General features: G+C 67.7%; 16 protein-coding genes. 9 read left to right on the plus strand and 7 right to left on the minus strand.

Annotation, left to right across the window (positions count from 1 at the left end; translation table 11 throughout):
• Positions 1 to 326: 326 nt before the first annotated feature.
• From B161_RS18040 to cysN, 3 genes are read left to right on the plus strand one after another with little or no spacing between them, the layout of a single operon-like run.
• Positions 327 to 1,148, plus strand: a complete 822-nt coding sequence (locus B161_RS18040) for a 3'(2'),5'-bisphosphate nucleotidase CysQ family protein (protein WP_018633883.1) — start codon at positions 327 to 329, stop codon at positions 1,146 to 1,148.
• The gene (cysD, locus tag B161_RS0113075) at positions 1,141 to 2,043 is read left to right on the plus strand and encodes a sulfate adenylyltransferase subunit CysD (RefSeq protein ID WP_018633884.1); all 903 of its coding nucleotides are present in this window, start codon (positions 1,141 to 1,143) and stop codon (positions 2,041 to 2,043) included. Before B161_RS18040 ends, cysD begins: the two co-directional genes overlap by 8 nt.
• Positions 2,043 to 3,830 (plus strand): sulfate adenylyltransferase subunit CysN, encoded by a 1,788-nt coding sequence (gene cysN, locus B161_RS0113080; protein ID WP_018633885.1) that lies wholly within the window; start codon positions 2,043 to 2,045, stop codon positions 3,828 to 3,830. The genes cysD and cysN overlap by 1 nt, the downstream gene beginning before the upstream one ends.
• A gap of 80 nt (positions 3,831 to 3,910) precedes the next feature.
• Here the strand turns inward: cysN and B161_RS0113085 are convergent, their stop codons facing one another.
• From B161_RS0113085 to B161_RS18045, 6 genes are all read right to left on the minus strand, one after another.
• Complete coding sequence (locus tag B161_RS0113085; protein ID WP_018633886.1) at positions 3,911 to 4,621, minus strand: c-type cytochrome; 711 nt, start codon at positions 4,619 to 4,621, stop codon at positions 3,911 to 3,913.
• Complete coding sequence (soxC, locus tag B161_RS0113090; protein WP_018633887.1) at positions 4,611 to 5,885, minus strand: sulfite dehydrogenase; 1,275 nt, start codon at positions 5,883 to 5,885, stop codon at positions 4,611 to 4,613. The genes B161_RS0113085 and soxC overlap by 11 nt, the downstream gene beginning before the upstream one ends.
• Before the next feature lie 47 nt (positions 5,886 to 5,932).
• Positions 5,933 to 6,334, minus strand: coding sequence for a phage holin family protein (locus B161_RS0113095; protein WP_157755648.1), 402 nt, complete (start codon positions 6,332 to 6,334; stop codon positions 5,933 to 5,935).
• A gap of 11 nt (positions 6,335 to 6,345) precedes the next feature.
• Positions 6,346 to 6,654, minus strand: a complete 309-nt coding sequence (locus tag B161_RS0113100; RefSeq protein WP_040790074.1) for a DUF883 family protein — start codon at positions 6,652 to 6,654, stop codon at positions 6,346 to 6,348.
• A gap of 156 nt (positions 6,655 to 6,810) precedes the next feature.
• On the minus strand, positions 6,811 to 7,131 hold the full coding sequence (locus B161_RS0113105; protein WP_018633890.1) for an ArsR/SmtB family transcription factor: 321 nt from the start codon (positions 7,129 to 7,131) through the stop codon (positions 6,811 to 6,813).
• Positions 7,128 to 8,102 carry a cation diffusion facilitator family transporter gene (locus tag B161_RS18045; RefSeq protein ID WP_018633891.1) on the minus strand — a complete coding sequence of 325 codons (975 nt, stop codon included), beginning with the start codon at positions 8,100 to 8,102 and terminating at the stop codon, positions 7,128 to 7,130. Before B161_RS18045 ends, B161_RS0113105 begins: the two co-directional genes overlap by 4 nt.
• Positions 8,103 to 8,246: 144 nt before the next feature.
• Between B161_RS18045 and B161_RS20215 the strand changes: the two genes are divergently transcribed.
• On the plus strand, positions 8,247 to 8,816 hold the full coding sequence (locus B161_RS20215; protein ID WP_018633892.1) for a methylated-DNA--[protein]-cysteine S-methyltransferase: 570 nt from the start codon (positions 8,247 to 8,249) through the stop codon (positions 8,814 to 8,816).
• Here B161_RS20215 and B161_RS0113120 read toward each other — a convergent pair.
• Entirely contained in the window at positions 8,795 to 9,424 is a 630-nt protein-coding gene (locus tag B161_RS0113120; RefSeq protein ID WP_018633893.1) for a TetR/AcrR family transcriptional regulator, read from the minus strand. The two genes, B161_RS20215 and B161_RS0113120, sit on opposite strands and share 22 nt — an antisense overlap.
• Before the next feature lie 147 nt (positions 9,425 to 9,571).
• Here B161_RS0113120 and B161_RS0113125 point away from each other — a divergent pair, with 147 nt between their 5' ends.
• The 5 genes from B161_RS0113125 (at position 9,572) to B161_RS0113145 (ending at position 17,560) form a co-directional block, all read left to right on the plus strand.
• Positions 9,572 to 10,660 carry an efflux RND transporter periplasmic adaptor subunit gene (locus B161_RS0113125; protein WP_018633894.1) on the plus strand — a complete coding sequence of 363 codons (1,089 nt, stop codon included), beginning with the start codon at positions 9,572 to 9,574 and terminating at the stop codon, positions 10,658 to 10,660.
• Entirely contained in the window at positions 10,657 to 11,748 is a 1,092-nt protein-coding gene (locus B161_RS0113130; RefSeq protein ID WP_018633896.1) for an efflux RND transporter periplasmic adaptor subunit, read from the plus strand. The genes B161_RS0113125 and B161_RS0113130 overlap by 4 nt, the downstream gene beginning before the upstream one ends.
• On the plus strand, positions 11,745 to 14,885 hold the full coding sequence (locus B161_RS0113135; RefSeq protein ID WP_018633897.1) for an efflux RND transporter permease subunit: 3,141 nt from the start codon (positions 11,745 to 11,747) through the stop codon (positions 14,883 to 14,885). Before B161_RS0113130 ends, B161_RS0113135 begins: the two co-directional genes overlap by 4 nt.
• Before the next feature lie 204 nt (positions 14,886 to 15,089).
• Entirely contained in the window at positions 15,090 to 16,388 is a 1,299-nt protein-coding gene (locus B161_RS0113140) for an AAA family ATPase (protein WP_018633898.1), read from the plus strand.
• The gene (locus B161_RS0113145; protein WP_018633900.1) at positions 16,385 to 17,560 is read left to right on the plus strand and encodes a ParB/RepB/Spo0J family partition protein; all 1,176 of its coding nucleotides are present in this window, start codon (positions 16,385 to 16,387) and stop codon (positions 17,558 to 17,560) included. Before B161_RS0113140 ends, B161_RS0113145 begins: the two co-directional genes overlap by 4 nt.
• Positions 17,561 to 17,716: the final 156 nt, after the last annotated feature.

Below are 17,716 nucleotides of genomic sequence, written 5' to 3' on the forward strand. Positions count from 1 at the left end.
CTTCGGCACATTAGGAACGAACCCTCGGCACATTAGGAACGCGCGCTTTTCATAACGCCTTGGAATCTCGGAGCGAATCCGGGCTCAAAAATCCCTTAACTCTTTAACAGATTCATTAAATCTCTAACCCGGCCGCCGCCGAGTTATCCACAGCCCTGATTTCAGGCGATTCCAGAGCCGGTGAAGAAGGGACTCGAAGCGAAAGAGGATCAGGTCCAATCTCGCTCTTCGAATAACCATATGAGATTTCCATATACGGATTCCCTAGGAAAACCGCCGTCTTCATTCTATAGCCGAATATCGACGGCCCAGCTGAAAGCCAAGACATGTCCGCCACCCCGTCCGCCCTGACGCCGCCCGATCCCTTCGCCCTCGCGGCGCTGTCTCGGACTCTGGCTTTGGAGGCGGGCGAAGCGATCCTGAGGCTCCGGGGCTGCGCGACGAAAGCCAAAGCGGACGGCTCGCCCGTCACGGAGGCGGACCTCGCGGCCAACGCCATTTTGGAGGAAGGATTGAGGTCGGCCTATCCGAAGATCCCCATCGTCACCGAGGAGCGCGAGGCCGATCACGCCTCCGGCGCGCCCGCCGAGATCTTCTTTTTGCTCGATCCTCTGGACGGCACCAAGGATTACGCGCGCGGCGGCGAGGACTTCACCGTCAATCTCGCGCTGATCGTCCGGGGCGCGCCTTGGGCGGGCGTGGTCTACGCGCCCGCGCATGACCGGCTCTACCGCAGCCTGCCGGAGGGCGGCGCCGAGGAGGAGACGCCTTCCACGGGCCTCCGCCGCGCTCTGCGGGTCCGTCGCGGGCCGCAGGAGCCTCTGACGGCGGTCTTCAGCAAATCCCATGAGGAGGCGCGCACCCGCGCCTGGCTCGCCGAGCGTCCGGGGCTGAGGGTGGTTCAGATCGGCTCCTCGCTGAAATTCTGCCTCGTGGCTTCGGGCGAGGCTGACGTCTATCCGCGGCTCAGCCGCATCCGCGAATGGGACATCGCGGCGGGCGACGCCGTGCTGCGCGCCGCCGGCGGCGTCGCGCAGGATCTCGCGGGCGCGCCCCTGCTCTACGGCGCGCCGGGATTCGTCGCGCCGGAGTTCCTCGCCTTCGCGCCCTCTTATTCAGATTCAAGCCCTCAAGGTCGACATGCGTAAGCTCACCCATCTTCAGCGGCTGGAGGCCGAGAGCATCCACATCTTCCGCGAGGTGGTCGCGGAATGCGAAAACCCGGTGATGCTCTATTCCATCGGCAAGGACAGCTCGGTGCTTCTGCATCTGGCGCTCAAGGCTTTTTGGCCGGGTCCGCCGCCCTTCCCGCTGCTGCATGTGGACACGGGCTGGAAGTTCAGGGAGATGATCGCCTTCCGCGACCGCATGGCGCGCGAGCTGAATCTGAATCTCCTCGTGCATATGAATCCCGAGGGGCTGGCTCAGGGCGTGGGGCCTTTCACCCACGGCTCTTCGGTCCACACCGACGTCATGAAGACCCAAGGGCTCAAGCAGGCGCTCGACGCCTATGGCTTCGACGCGGCCTTCGGCGGCGCCCGCCGCGACGAGGAGAAGTCCCGCGCCAAGGAGCGCGTCTTCTCCTTCCGCAGCGCGCGGCATCAATGGGATCCCAAGAACCAGCGCCCCGAGCTCTGGAGCCTCTATAACGCGCGCAAGGCCAAGGGCGAGTCGATCCGGGTCTTTCCGCTCTCCAACTGGACCGAGCTGGACATCTGGCAATACATCCACCTTGAGGAGATCCCCATCGTGCCGCTCTATTACGCGGCCAAGCGCCCCGTGGTGGAGCGCGACGGGGCGCTGATCATGGTGGACGACGAGCGCATGCCTCTGCGGCCCGGCGAGGAGCCGGAGCTGCGTTCGGTGCGCTTTCGGACTCTCGGCTGCTATCCGCTGACCGGAGCGATCGAGTCCACGGCCTCCAGCCTGCCCGAAATTCTTCAGGAGATGCTGCTCTCGACCTCCTCCGAGCGTCAGGGCCGCGTGATCGACCGCGACTCCATCGGCTCCATGGAGCGTAAGAAGCAGGAGGGATATTTCTGATGGCCCCCAATGCGGATCTCATCTCGGCCGATCTCGGCGCCTATCTGAAGCTCCATGAGGAGAAGGATCTCCTGCGCTTCATCGCCTGCGGCTCGGTGGACGACGGCAAATCCACGCTGATCGGGCGGCTGCTCTATGAGAGCAAGGCGCTCTTCGAGGACCAGCTCAGCGCGCTGGAGACGGAATCGAAGAAATTCGGCACCCAAGGCGAGAATCTCGATTTCGCCCTTCTGGTGGACGGCCTCTCCGCCGAGCGCGAGCAGGGCATCACCATCGACGTGGCTTACCGCTTCTTCTCGACGGACCGGCGCAAATTCATCGTCGCCGACACCCCCGGCCATGAGCAATACACCCGCAACATGGCCACCGGCGCCTCGACGGCGGATCTGGCGATCCTGCTCATCGACGCCCGGCGCGGCGTGCTGCCTCAGACCCGCCGCCATAGCCTCATCGTCTCGATGCTCGGCGTGAAGCGGGTGGCTCTGGCGGTGAATAAGATGGACCTCGTGGACTGGTCCGAGGCCCGCTTCGAGGAGATCCGCAAGGAATACGCGGCCTTCGCCGCGGATTTGGGCTTCACGGAGATTCAGGCCATTCCGGTTTCGGCTCTGCGCGGCGATAACGTGATGATCCCGAGCTTGGCGGCGCCTTGGTACGACGGCCCGACGCTTTTGGGCTATCTGGAGGCGGTTCCGGTGGATTCCGACCTTCAGGCTCAACCCTTCCGCATGGCGGTTCAGCGCGTGGCGCGGCCCAATCTCGATTTCCGCGGCTTCTGCGGCCGCATCGCGGCGGGCGTGGCGCGTCCGGGCGACCGCGTGCGGGCCATGCCCTCGGGCGTGGAGAGCCGCATCAAGGAGATCGTGGTCTATCGCGATTCCCGCCCCGACGCGGTGGCCGGCGAATCCGTCACGCTGACGCTTGAGGATGAGATCGACGTCTCGCGCGGCGACGTGCTCTGCGCCGTCGGAGAGCCCGCCGAGGCCGCAGACCGCTTCTCCACGCGGCTGCTCTGGATGGCGCAGGAGCCGCTGCAGCCGGGCCGCGATTATCTGCTGAAGATCGGAACGCGCCTCGTCACGGCGAGCGTGGCCGCGCCGCGCTTCAAGATCGACGTCAACACGCAGGAGCGCCTTTCCGCCGAGCGGCTGGAGCTCAATGAGATCGGCCTTTGCGAGATCGCGCTGGATCGCCCCATCGCCTTCGAGCGCTATGGCGCGAGCCGCGAATTGGGCGGCTTCATCCTCATCGACCGCCTCACCAACGCCACCATCGCCATGGGGCTGATCGAAGAGCCTCTCAACCGGCTGTCGGCTCAGGCGGCGCGGCGCGTGGACCGCGCCGCGCGGGCCGAGATGAAGGGGCAGCGTCCGGCGGCGCTCTGGATCACCGGGCCTTCGGCGGAGCGCGGTTCGGAGCTGGCGCTGGCGCTGGAGCGCGGTCTGCTCGCCCGCGGACGCCACAGCATGGCTCTGGCGGAGGAGGATCTGCGCGGATCGGGCGAAGAAGGCTTCCGCGCCGCCGTGGAGGCGCTGAGGCTGATGGCCGACGCGGGGCTGATCGTGGTGGCGGCTCTGCCTGCGCCGCGCAAGGCGGAAAGGCTGCTGGCCCGCGACCGCATGGCGGAGGGCGAATTCGTCGAGATCTTCCTCGAAGGCCAGGAGACCGGCGCGGCCTATGAAGCCCCCGAAGCGCCGGAGATCCGGCTGAATCCCGCCGAAGTCTCGGCGGATCAGGCCGCCGCGCGGGTGCTCGCCTTTCTGGAGGCCCGGCGCATCATTCCTTGACGCCGGAAAAGACGTCGGGCGCCGCGTTCCTGAAATGCCGAAGGATTACGCGCCGGAATCCCGCGCAGGGGCTTCGAAGCTTATTCGAAGCCCCCTCCGCCATCCGGAGTCACGCCCACGGCGCGGGCGCGGCCGATGATTTTCGCCGCTCCGGGCAGACAATCGCTCATGCAGGGCTCAAGGCCCGGCGCATATTGCGGCTCGGACCAGCGATCGTCCTCGATGAAGCCCTCCGCGTTGGGCAAAGCGAAATCCGTGAAATTCTCGCGGCTGAGTTCGAAGCTTTCCTCCTCCACGAGATCGTTCAGATAGAGGATATAGGCCGTGATCGCGTAAGCCTCGTCGTCGGTCAGGCTGCGCGGCGCGTGAAAGGGCATGGCCCGGCGCGTGTAATCGAAGACCGTCGAGAGATGCGGCCAATAGGAGCCGATGGTCTTGAGCGGGTCGCGATGGGTCAAAGTCCCGCGTCCGCCCGCCAGAGCCGCCCAGCGGCCCGCGCCCTCGCCGAAATCGCCATGACAGGCCGCGCAGAGCCCGTCATAGAGCAGGCCGCCCTCCTCCGCCGTTCCGCGGCCCTCAGGGAGGCCTTGTCCGTCGGGGCGCACGTCGATGTCCCAGGCGGCGATCTCGGCCTCCGTGGCCGCCCGCCCGAGGCCGAGCGGCGCTTCTTCGGCCCAAGCCCCGCCCGCCGCGAGCCAGAGCGCCAGAGCGAAGCCGCCCGCCCTTTGTCTGGTCGCATTTTCGCGACGCGAATCCCTTCCGGCTTCGCTGGAAAATGCTCTACTCCACATCGACGTTCTCCAGCGCGCCGTCCGGGGCGAGCCGCCAGGTCTGGATCGCGTTGTTATGATAAATGGAGTTCACGCCCCGCGCCGCCTGAAGCTGTTGGCGCGTGGGCTGAATGCGGCCCGCCTCGTCCATGGCCCGCGACTGGATGAGCCATTCCGAGCCGTCCCAATCGACGTCGAGATAAAAGCGCCGCAGAGCGAAAGGCAGATCCGGCCCCGAGAACCGCGCCGGACGCCAGTTCCGCCCTCCGTCCAGCGAGACGTCGACGCGCGTCACCCGCCCCGCTCCCGACCAGGCGAGGCCGGAGACCACCAGCGGCCCCGTCCCATGACGCAGAGGCGCCTGAGGGCTCGGGTTCGTGACGACGGACTTCACCTCCATCTCGAAGGTCTGGCGGCGCGCCTCGCCGCTGGGCAGAAGCTCGGTGTAGCGCGAGGTTTCTTCGCGCTGGCCCCAAGGGGCGTCTCCGACTTCGATCCGCCTCAGCCATTTGATCCAGAGATTGCCCTCCCAGCCGGGAACCACCAGCCGCAGCGGATAGCCTTGTTCCGGCCGCAGAGCCTCGCCGTTCATCTTGAAGGCGACGAGGCAATCCTCCAGCGCCTTGATCAGAGGCAAAGAGCGCGACATGCCCGCTCCATCCGCCCCCTCGACCAGCAGCCATGAGGCGCCTTCGCGCAGGCCCGCCTCCATCAGCAGTCGCCGCAGCGGCACGCCGACATATTCCACGCAATGGAGCATCCCATGGGTGAACTGCACGCCGTCGAGCTGGGCGCCGCGCCATTCCATGCCGGTGTTGGCGGCGCATTCGAGGAAATAGACATGGCTTTCGCGCGGAAAGCGCAAAAGATCCCGCATCGTGAAGATCAAAGGCCGCTCGACCATGCCATGGAGCATCAGGCGATGGTCTTCAGGCTCGACCTCCGCGATTCCGGAATGATGGCGCTCGAAGCAAAGGCCGTTCGGCGTGACGATTCCGTCCAGCTCATGCAGCGGCGTGAAGCTCACCGAGGCGGCGGGATCGGCGGTGAGCCAAGGCACCGTGCGCCGGACCACATGCGCCTCCTGCGGCGCCGGGAGGCCGTAGGATCCGTCCTCCACGCCGGGGCCGAGGCTCGTGGACCAAGGCTGCGGCTCCAGAACGGCGGGATCGCCTTGGGAGGCTTCCTGAGCCCGCGCGGAGGAGGCGCCCCAAACGCCGCCCACCGCGAGGCCCTTCAAAAGCCTGCGGCGGGAGAGACGAAAGGATTTTCGCGGAAGGATCATCGCAGAATCATCGACGGCGCGGCCCGGAGCTGGCGGCTCTGAACGCCTCAGCGCCGCCGGGTCAGGATGTAGCCCGCCAAAGCCGCGAGGCCAAGCCCCTTCAGATTCGTCGCGCCGCGCCCGACGCTCGCCCCGATGAGGCTGACCTGAGTCAGAGCGTCGCGCTCCGCCTCGCGCATCCGCAAAAAATGCTCCCGGCGGGCGCGCTTCTTCGCCGAAGAGGCGAGCAGCATCAGGACGCCGCCCAAAACGGCCGAAATCCCGGCCACGGCCAAAGCCGCGAGCCAAGGCTCCCAGATCGTCAGCAGCGCGAAGAACAGCGACAGCAAAAGGAAGATCCCCGCGACGGCGAAGAAGACGCCCGCGAAGACCTTCAACCCGATATCCTGCGCGCGCCCCTTGAGCGAGGCGCCCGCCGCCGCGCCCAGAGAGCCGGCGGCGGAACGCATCAAGCCCAGCATCAGCGGCGCGACAACAGGCCGATGAACAGACCCACGCCGAGCGCGATGGCCACGGCCTGAAGCGGACGCTCCTCGACGCGGCGCTCAAGCTCGCTGCTGGCGTCGTCGAAGGCGTGGGCGCCGCGGTCGCGGATGTCATGGGCGCCGGCGCGGGCGCGGCGGTAAAGCTGGCGCGCGCGGTCGGAGCCTTCCTCCAGATATTCCTCGGCCTGCTCTTTCAGCTTGGCCTTGGCCGTCTTGAGTTCGGCCTTCAGGTCGGCGAGCTGCTTTTCGAGGTCTTCCTGAACGGTTTTCGGATCCGTCGCCATGATGAGTCCTCTCTGATTTTGACGAAGAAGGGCCGCCGCGAAGGGGGCCCGCGAATCTCTGAGCCTGCGCGCCTCCAAAGCGGGGGAAGGCGGCGCTCTCCGTTTCAGAGATAATCCTTTCGCGTGCGGCGCCAAGGCCGCCAAGATGAAAAAATCCTAAATTTCAGTCTGAGAACCCTCCTCATGGGGATGGGCGGCGTGGGCCAGCAATTCGTCGAGCATGCGCCGCACATGGGCGTCGGCGGCTTCGTACAGCACCTGCCGCGAGCGCCGGCGCCCCCGCGCCAGACCCGCCGCCCGCAAAAGCCGCAGGTGATGGCTGGTCAGCGAAGGCGAGGCTCCCGCCGCCTCCGCGATGGCGCCGACGGGCGCGGGGCCTTCGAGGCAAGCGAGCATCACCCGCAGCCGCGTCGGGTCGCCGAGCAGGCGGAACATCTCCGCCGCCCGCGCGAGCGCCTCCTCCTGCGGGGCGCTCATGATTTGGCGGCGAGGGCTTCGGCCTCCGCGACCTCGGCCTCAAGGGCGCAGACCTCCCCCGCCTCGCCCCAAAGGATCTCGACGGTGGCGTGGCCGACGGCGAAGCGTTGCGCGAGTTCGCGCTTGATCGCGCGGACCAGCTCCTGAGGATCGGTCCCGGCGGCGGGCTGAGCCTCCAGCGTGGCGGCGGTCTTGCCGGAGCTGAGGGACCAGACGTGCAGATGCTCCACCGCGGCCAGCCCCTCGACGTGGCTCAGGAGATAGGCGCGCACGGCGGCGGGCTGAGCCTCTTTGGGCGCGGCCTCCAGCAGGATCTCCAGCGTGTCGCGCAGCAGCCGCCAGGCCGCCACGAGGATCAGCGCCGAAAGCAGAGCCGAGAGGATCGGATCTATGGGCGTCCAGCCCGTGGCCCAGATCACGACCGCCGCGAGGATGGCCGCGACCGAGCCGAGCAGATCGCCCATCACATGCAGCGTCGCGCCCCGGATGTTGACGTGGGTGCGGTCGGCGCCCCGCAGAATGCGCAGCACGATCAGATTCACCGCCAGCCCGATCAGCGCCACGATCAGCATCGGCCCGGCGAGGATCTCGCCCGGCTGGCGCAGACGCTGCGCCGCCTCCCAGAGGATCCAGCCCGTCAGCCCGAAAAGCGCCAGAGCGTTGACGAAGCCGGTCAGCACCTCGAAGCGGGCGAAGCCGTAGGTGCGCAGAGCGTCGGGCGGGCGGCGCGCCAGACGAAAGGCGCCCCAGGCCAAAGCCAGAGCGCTGGCGTCGGTGAGCATATGTCCGGCGTCGGCGATGAGCGCCAGAGAGCCCGAAAGCCAGCCGCCGACCGCCTCGACCAGCATATAGCCGAAGGTCAGAGCGAAGGCGAAGAGCACGCGCCTTTCATTGCGGGCGGAGACGGCGGGCGCATGGCCGTGGCCGCCATGGTCATGGTCGTGGTCCTCCGTGTGGGCGTGGGGCGGCATTGGGGGCTCCTGAATCTATGAATATATGCACATGTGTTCATATGTTTTTAGGACCGTCAACCCGAATTCCTAAAGCGACCAGAACAAGGCTTGAACGACACCCGCTTTTCGCGTCATCTAACGGCCCCGAGCCGGAGCCGCCCCATGCCCTCGCCCATCGTCTCCTTCCCGACCCTGATCCTCTCGCGCCTCTCCGCGCCCGCCCCGCTCGATTCCTTCGAGATCGCGACGGTGGAGGGTCGTCTCGTGCGGCTGGATTTCGGCGCCCTGAACGCGCCCGCCCTCGCGGCGCGCTTCGGCTCCAAGCCGGATGTCCGCCATGAGCCGCCCCCCGCCCCTGTCGCCGAGGCCCTCGCGGCTTGGCTGGAGGGGGATTTCGCCCCGGCTCAGGCTCTGGAGGCCGATATGCGCGGCACGCCCTTTCAGCTGCGCGTCTGGGCGGCTCTGCGCGAGATCCCGCCCGGCGAGACCCGCAGCTATCTTCAGATCGCCGAGCGGATCGGCGCGCCCAAAAGCGTGAGGGCCGTCGGCGCGGCCAATGGGCGCAATCCGGTCAGCCTCGTGGTCCCCTGTCATCGGGTGATCGGGGCGGACGGCTCCATGACGGGCTATGGCGGCGGCCTGCCGCGCAAGATCTGGATGCTGGAGCATGAAGGCGCGCTGAAGCCCGCGCCGCAATCAGCGCCGGGAAGTCAGGGATCGCTGTTCGGCTGACCGCTCCGCGGCCTCGGGCGGATTCCGTCGAGGATCAGCTTTTTCGCCGCTTCGAGATGCGGTTGGGGCTCCGTCTCGCGGCGCCCGCCGAAGGCCCGCCGCCAGACCAGCAGCAACAAAGCCGGAGCGCAGAGCAATTCCGGAAAGGCGCGCAGAGGCGCGGCGGATTCGCTCGCGCCGGAGGCTTCTTGCAGCCGCGTCAGCAAAGGCCCGAGGCAGCGTTGGAAATTGGCGTCGGCGGCTTCGGGGAAGCGCCCGCCCTCGGCGATGAGCAGCAGCAGCATCCGCCCGACGCGCGAGTCGGCGGTGAGGTCGTAGAAATAATCCAGAGCCGCCTCCGCCAGAGCCGCTTCTTCTTTCGGCGCCTCCGCCAGAAAGACCGCGAGCCGCGCGCCCATCTCCTTGGAGAAGGCTTCGCTCATGGCGAGGAAGACCGCCTCTTTGGTGGGGAAATAGACGTAGATCGTGCCTTTGGTCACGCCTGCGCGGCGCGCCACGTCCTCCAGCCGCGCGGCGACGAAGCCCTTTTCAGAGAATTCTTCGAAGGCCGCCTCCAGAATCTCGCCGGGACGTTCGGCTTTGCGGCGGGCGCGCGGACGGGCCGTCATGGCGTCTCCCTGACTTTGGGTTTGAGATGCGGCGGGCAGCGGAATGCTGCGCATGCGAAGGAGTCGCGCCGACTTGGACGAAAATACTATTGACTGACTGGTGAGTCAATAATAACCTCCGCGCGCCCCTCTCCGAAAGGTTCCTCCGTGACGCAGCGTCCGCCTTCGCTTTCGCGCATCGCGTTTTGCGCGATTCTCGCGACGACCCTGAGCGGCTGTTTCGAGCAGCCCCCTCCTCCGCCCAAAATCCACGTCGCGGTCTCGGTGCAGACCGCGCGCTCAGACGACGTGGCCCAGACCGTGCGCATCGCCGGCGCCATGGAGGCGCGCAGCACCACCTCGCTCGGCTTCCGGGTGGGCGGACGGGTGGTCTCGCGCGCCGCCGACGTCGGCGACCGGGTGCGCGCCGGTCAGGAGCTGGCGCGGCTCGATCCGCAGATCCTCGACGCGGACGCGGCGTCGGCTCAGGCGGGATTGGCCGCCGCCGAAGCGCAGATCCGTCAGGCGACCGCCGATTTCGAGCGGCAGGACGCCCTGCTCGCCCGCGGCTTCACCACGCGGCGCGACCATGAGGCCGCTTTGGAGGCTCTGCGCCGCGCGCAGGCCTCGCGCGAGGCCCTGAGGGCGCAGCTCTCCATAGCCCGCGATCAGGCGGCCCAAACCATCCTCGTCGCGCCGGTCTCCGGTGTGATCTCGGATCGTCAGATCGAGGTGGGGCAAGTGCTCGCGGCGGCTCAGACGGCCTTCACCCTCGTCTCGGACGGCCCCATGGACGCCGTCTTCGACGCGCCGGAGGCGGCTTTGCGCATGGCGCTCATGGGGGCGCCGGTGAAGATCTCGCTTCTGGACGATCCGACCGTGACGGCGGAGGGCCGCATTCGTCAGGTCGCCCCCGGCGTGGACGCCAAAGGCGCCGTGCAGGTGAAGGTCGGCGTGGAGAAGCCGGCCGCCGCCATGAAGCCCGGCGCGCCGGTGGTGGGCGAAATGAATCTCGAGCCGCATCCTTTCGTGATCCTGCCTTCCTCGGCGCTCTATTCGGACGGCGGGCTTCCGGCGGTCTGGATCGCGGCGGGCGACTCCACCGTGACTTTGCGGCGCGTGGAGGTCGAGCGCTATGAAACCGGCCGCGTCGCCGTCCGGAGCGGAATCGCGCCGGGCGAGCGGGTGGTGACGGCGGGCGGGCAATTCCTGCGGTCCGGGCAGCAAGTCGAGATCATGTCTGGGGGCGGATCATGAAGCGGATTCTTCTGGCGCTCTGCGCGCTGGCTTTTCTCGCGGCCTGCGGCGAGAGCGAAAGCAAGGCTCCGCCGCCGGAGCCGCCGCCGCGTCCGGCGCTGACGCTGGTCGTTCAGCCCGAGGGGGCTTCTCTGGAGAAGTTCCCCGGCTCGATCGAGGCGCGTTCGCAGGCGGCCCTCGCCTTTCCGCTCATCGGGCGGATGACCGAGCGCCGCGTCGAGGTCGGGGATTCCGTGCGGCGCGGCCAGAGGCTCGCGGCGCTGGACCCCCTGCCCTATCGGCTGGCGGTGGAGGCGGCGCGCTCTTCTCTGGAGGGCGCGCGGGCGCATCTCGATCAGGCGCGGGGCGCGGAATCCCGCGCGGCGGCTCTGGTGCGGGGGCGCGTGGCGGCGCAGGCTTCGCTCGACGCCGCCCGCCTTGGGCGCGAGGCCGCCGAATCCTCGGTCTCGCAAGCCGCCGCGACCTTGGCCAAGGCTCAGGAGCAGCTGGATCAGAGCGTGCTCTTCGCGCAATCCGACGGAGTCGTCACCGCCGTGCAGGCCGATCCCGGCCAGACGGTGCAGGCCGGACAGGCGATCGTGACCGTCTCCGACCTGCGCCGCCTTGAGGCGGTGGTGGATCTGCCCGAGGAGGCGGCGCGGCGTCTGGCGGTCGGGGCGGCTTTCGAGATCCGGCTGCGCGCCGATCCCTCGGCGACGGCGCAGGCGAAGATCCGCGAGATCGCGCCTCAGGCCGATTCCGCCAGCCGGACCCGCCGCGCGCGTCTGGCTCTGGAGAACGCGCCGCCGGGCGCTTTCTGGTCGGGGGTGCTGATCGACGCTCTGCCGCAGGGAGCGGCGCATGCGGAGGCTCCGGGCTTCGCGCTGCCCCTCTCCGCGATTCAGGGACAGGGCGCGGGGACTCGGGTCTGGGTGGTGAATCCGGCGGATTCCACCGTCTCGCCGCGCGCGGTGCGGGTCGCGCCGCTGGACGACAAGCGCGCGCGCGTTCTGGAGGGGCTGACGGCGGGAGAGCGCGTTGTGGTCTCCGGCGTCCATAGTCTGGAGCCGGGCCGCAAGGTCCGCGTCGAAGAGGGAGCGCCGCGATGAGCGCGCAGCAGAAATTCAATCTGTCGGACTGGGCGCTGCATCATCGCGCTTTGGTCTGGTATTTCATGATCGTGGCGAGCCTCGCGGGGATTCTGGCCTATATGAATCTCGGCCGCGAGGAGGATCCGAGCTTCACCATCAAGACCATGCTGATTCAGGCCAACTGGCCCGGCGCCACGGTGGAGCAGACCCTCGAACAGGTGACGGAGCGCATCGAGCGCCGCCTTGAGGCCCTGCCCGAGCTGGATTTCAGCCGCAGCATGACCACCCCCGGCCAGACGGTGATCTTCGTCAATCTGAACGATTCCGTCAAAGGCCCACAGGTGCCGCAGGCCTTCGCGAAGCTCCGCAACTCCATCGGCGACATTCGCGGCCAATTGCCCGACGGCGTGGTCGGCCCCTTCTTCAACGACGATTTCGGCGACGTCTACGGCAATATCTACGCCTTCACCGCCGACGGGCTCGACTGGCGCCAGCTCCGCGACCATGTGGACGACGTGCGCGTGCAGCTGCTCGGGGTGCCCAACGTCGGCAAGATCGAGCTGATCGGCGCGCAGGACGAAGCGATCTATCTCGAATTCTCCACCCGGCGCATGGCGGCCTTAGGGCTGGATCAGAACCAGATCATCCAGAGCCTGCAGGCGCAGAACGCCGTGACTCCCTCCGGCGTGGTGGAGGCCGGTCCTCAGCGGGTGAGCATCCGCGTGTCGGGCGGCTTCGTCTCCGAGGATTCCCTGCGCGAGGTGAATCTGCGCGTCGGCGGGCGCTTCCTGCGGCTCGGCGACGTGGCGACCGTGACGCGGGGGCCCGTCGATCCCCCCTCCTCCGTCTTCCGCTTCGACGGCGAACCGGCCATCGGGCTCGGGGTGGGCATGAAGGCGGGCGCCAATCTTCTGGAGTTCGGCGAGGCCCTGCACGCCGAGATGGCGCGCATCGTCCAGAATCTGCCGCTCGGCGTGGAGGCCCATCTGGTGGCCGATCAGCCGGTGGTGGTCGAGGAGGCGGTGGGCGGCTTCCTGAAGGCGCTCTTCGAGGCGGTGGCCTTCGTGCTGCTGGTCAGTCTGGTCAGCCTCGGGCTGAGGGCGGGTCTGGTGGTGGCGATCTCGATTCCGCTGGTGCTGGGCGTCACCTTCCTGTCGATGCAATATCTCGACATCTCGCTTCAGCGCATTTCGCTGGGCGCGCTGATCATCGCGCTCGGCCTGCTGGTCGACGACGCCATGATCGCCGTGGAGATGATGGTGGCCCGGCTGGAGGCGGGCGACCCCCTGCCCGTCGCCGCGACCCATGTCTACGCCCATACCGCTTTCCCGATGCTCACCGGCACCTTGGCGACGGTGGCGGGCTTCATGCCCATCGGCCTCAACGACAGCATGTCGGGGGAATACACCCATTCGCTTTTCGTGGTGATCGCGGTGGCGCTGATCGTCTCCTGGGTGGTGGCGGTGCTCTTCGTGCCGCTGCTCGGCGTGACCATCCTGCCGAATAAGCTCAAGAAGCACGCCGAGCATAAAGGCTTCCTCGCCCGGATCTTCGGCGGCCTGCTGCGTCTGGCGATGCGCTTTCGCTGGCTGACCATCCTCACGACGATTCTGGCTTTCTGCGGCGCGGTCTTTCTGATGCGCTTCGTGGAGCAGGCCTTCTTCCCGGCCTCCGACCGGCCGGAGCTGATCGTGGACATGTCTTTGCCGCATGGCTCCTCCTTCGCGGCGACTCAGGCGCGGATGGATCAGCTGGAGAGCCATTTGAAGGGCGATCCCGACGTGGCCTCATGGAGCAGCTACGTCGGCCAGACGGCCATGCGCTTCGTGCTCTCCTTCGACGTTCTGCCCGCCACGCCCGCCTTCGGGCAATCGGTGATCATCGCCAAGGACGTGGAGGCGCGGGACCGGCTGCGCGCGCGGCTGCAGGCTCTGGCGCGCAAGGACTTCGTGGGCGTGGACATGCAGATCAAGCTGCTGCCCCTCGGCCCCCCCGCCGGACGCCCGGTGCAATATCGCCTGAGCGGCCCCGACATTCAGATTCTGCGCGGTCTGGCGCGGGATCTCGCCAACGTCGTCGAGAGCCATCCGCGCGTCTACGACGTCGGATTCGACTGGATGGAGGCCGCCCTCCGCCTGACCGTTCAGGTGGATCAGGAGAAGGCGCGCCAGCTGGGGATCTCCTCTCAGACGGTGGCGGGGATTCTGCAAGGCGTGGTCGGGGGCGTTCCCGTCACCCAGCTGCGCGACGACGTGTATGCGATCGACGTGATCTCCCGGGCGGAGGACGACGAACGCGGCTCTCTGGAGACCCTCCAGAACCTGCAGATCGCCACGGGAGACGGCGGCTCCATTCCGCTCTCCGCGGTGGCGAGCTTCTCCTACGGCCTTGAGCAGCCGGTGGTTTGGCGGCGCTCGCGCGTGCCGACCATCACGGTTCAGGGCGGCGTGCTCGATTCGACCCAGCCGACCACCATCGTGCAGGAGCTCACGCCGAAGATCGAAGCCTTCGCGGCCTCTCTGCCGACCGGCTACCGGATTTCGGTGGCGGGCCCCGTCGAGGAGAGCGCCAAGGCGCAAGGCCCCATCGCGGCGGTGGTGCCGCTGATGCTGCTGACCATGGCCACGGTGCTCATGATCCAGCTTCAGAGCTTCAGCCGCCTGTTCTTGGTCTTCTCCGTGGCGCCCTTGGCGGTGATCGGCGTGGCGCCTGCGCTGCTGATCACCAATTCGCCGATGGGCTTCGTGGCGATCCTCGGCATTCTGGCGCTGGCGGGCATCCTCATCCGCAATTCGGTGATCCTGATCATGCAGATCGAGGAGCTGCGCGCCCATGGAGACGATCCATGGACGGCGGTGATCGAAGCCACCGAGCACCGCATGCGCCCGATCATGCTGACCGCCGTGGCGGCGACTCTGGCGCTCTACCCCATCGCGCATCAGGGCTTCTGGGGTCCGATGGCCTATTCGATGATGGGCGGCATCATGGCGGGCACAATCCTGACGCTGCTGTTCCTGCCCGCGCTTTACGTGACCTGGTTCCGGATCCGGCCCCTCGCGCCGCCCCCTCCCCCGCCTCCGGCCGAGCCTCCGCCTGCGCCGCTTGCGGAGGAAGCCGCGTCCCCGGCGCCTCCGGCCCCGCTCGCGATCTCCTGAAGCCGCGCCGGAAAGCGAGGCGACGGCGGACCCCCCGGCCCATGGCCGGGGGGTCTTTGTCATCCCGGGGTCGGAGCGGCCTGAGGCGTCCCCGCGGGGACATGCCGGGCCCTGAGAAAAGAGCGTTGCCTTTTCACCCGAAACGCAAATAATCGCGAATCAGCGATTTGCGTTCCCCAGCCCTAGATTCCGAGGCCCGCCCCGATGTTCACCCATGAGGATTTGAGCCGTCTTCAGAGCCAATCGCTCAAGCTTCAGGGCTGGATTCGGCAGCAGACCTTCTCCCCGCAGATGGTCAAGACCCTGCGCCGCTTTTCGAGCTGGGAGCTTGGGGAGTTGATCCTCAAGGCGAATCCCTCGACCCTGCGGGGACGCATGATGGCCGATCCGAGCCTGCCCGCCGGGCTGGTGGAGGAGGAGGGCCGTCAGCGCTGGTACAGCCTCGAAGAGATCAACGAATTGCGCCGTCGGCTGAGGATCGGCAAGAAAACGCTGATGCCTCCCCGCCCCGCCGGAAAACGCGCTTTGCGGGCGGCGGTGGCGAATTTCAAAGGCGGCGCGGGGAAATCCACCGTGGCGCTGCATTTCGCCCACGCCGCCGCGCTCGACGGCTATCGGGTGCTGGCGGTGGATTTCGATCCTCAGGCGACGCTCTCCCACGCCATGGGCCTCACCGAGGTTTCGGAGGAGCATACGGTCTGGGGCGTCATGGCCCGCGACCTCATCCGCGAGACGGAGCGGCTCAACGCCGTGCCCACGGGCGCCGAGAGCGGCGCGGCTCTGCCGAAACGCCGCCTGCCCTCCTCTCTGATGGATCTTGGTCTCGGCGAATTGCGCACGCAAGACTTCATCCGGCCGACCTGCTGGCCGACCATCGACATGATCCCCTCCTGCGCCAATTCCGCCTTCGTGGAGTTCGCTTCGGCGCAATACCGGCATCTCAATCCGGAATGGTCCTTTTACGCCGCCGTCTCGCGCTATCTCGACAGCCTCGCGCCGGACGCCTACGACCTCGTGATCTTCGATTGTCCGCCCGCCATCGGCTATCAGTCGATGAACGCGGTCTTCGCCGCCGACATGCTCTATATCCCCTCGGGGCCGGGCTATTGGGAATATGATTCGACCACCTCCTTCATCGGGCAATTGGCGGAGGCGCTCGGCGATCTCGCCGCCGCGCCCGTCGTCCCCGCGGGGACGCCCCCGGTGAAGGAGTTCCTCGACGTCCGCTTTCTGCTCACCCGCTTTGAGGCGAACAACGATCTCCATCGCGCCATGGACGCCGCCTTCCGCAAAGTCTTCGGCGAGCGCGTGGCGGAGAACCAGATCGAGATGACCCGCGCCGTCGAGCAATCGGGGCGCTTCCTCTCGTCGATCTATGAAATCGACTATCGCAGCATGACGCGCGAGACATGGCGGCGCGCGCGCGCCTCCTTCGACCGGGCTTATGAGGAATTCCGCGGCTACGCGCTCGCCGCATGGGAGAAGCTGGAGGAATCGCCATGAGCCGCCGCCGCGTCTTCGACATAGATTTTCCCGAAGCTCCCCCGGAGCCCGCGCCGGAGCCCGCCGCCTCTGTCCCCGCGGGGACAAAGCCGCCGAAACCCTCCGCGAAGGCCCCCTCCCCGCCCGCCGCCAAACTCGGAGCGGGCGCGCGCGACGGGCGGCGCGGACCTATGGCCACCGCCATTCAGGAGAATTCCGAGGCTCTGCGCCAACGCCAAAGCACCGAGGCGCAGATCCGCGCCGAAAACGACCGTCTGGCGCATGAATTCGTCGGGCTGCGCCGGCTGGGGCTGGTGATCGAGCTTATCCCTCTGGAGCGGGTGAAGACGGCCAAGCTCACCCGCGACCGCGCGCCGAAGCGCGATTCTGAAATCGACGAATTGAAGGACAGCATCCGCGCGCTCGGGCTCTCCAATCCGATCCGGGTGGAGGCGGCGGGCGAGGATTACGAGCTGGTGCAGGGTCTGCGCCGCCTCACCGCCTTTCGCGAGCTTCTGGAGGAGACCGGCGACGCCGAAGCCTATGGCCGCATTCCCGCCGCTCTGACCCCGCAGGGCGAGACTCTGGAGGGGCTTTATCGGCGGATGGTCGATGAGAACCTCGTGCGGCGCGACATCTCCTTCGCCGAGATGGCGGCTCTGGCGCGGGCCTATCATGAGGATCCGCAGACCGGCGCCCGCAGCCTCGACGAAGCCATCGCCGCGCTCTTCGGCTCGGCGGGGCGCCAGAAGCGCGTCTACATCCGCAATTTCGCGCATTTGCTGGAGCGGGTGGGGGAGGGCCTTCGTCATCCCGAAGCCATGCCGCGCGCGCTCGGGCTCGCCACGCTCAAGCGGCTGGAGGCCGAGGAGGGCGGCGCCAAGGCGCTGCTCAGGACTCTGCGCGCCGCGCCGGATCGCGGCGAAGAGGAGGAGATGGGGCTGCTGCGGCTCTTCGCCGAAGGCGGGGCGGCGGCTCTGGGGCAGGCGCTTGAGGAGGAGGCCGGGCGGACTCCGGCGGCGCAGGTCGAAAAGCGCGAGGTGAATTTCATCTGGAAGGGCAGGGGGGTGCGGTGCGCCGCCGCGCGGGGTCGGCTGGAGCTGCGGATGGATCGCGATTTCGCCGCTCTCCCGCCGGAGAAGCTGGAGCGCGCGGCGCGGGCTTTCTTCAAGATCCTCGACGCCGAGGGGTGATCCGCCGCGGCGACGAATTCCCGGAGAGGCGTCCGGATCGGGCGTCAATCCGGAAAGCGGAAATCCTCATGCGGAAAAACTTGGGCTCAGGCGCTGAATCTCCGCAAGAAAGCCGTTCCCTCCGCCGAATCTTTGGCCGATAGTCGGCAGAAGCGG

This window comes from Neomegalonema perideroedes DSM 15528 (assembly GCF_000374145.1).
Classification (GTDB): Bacteria; Pseudomonadota; Alphaproteobacteria; order Rhodobacterales; family Rhodobacteraceae; genus Neomegalonema; species Neomegalonema perideroedes.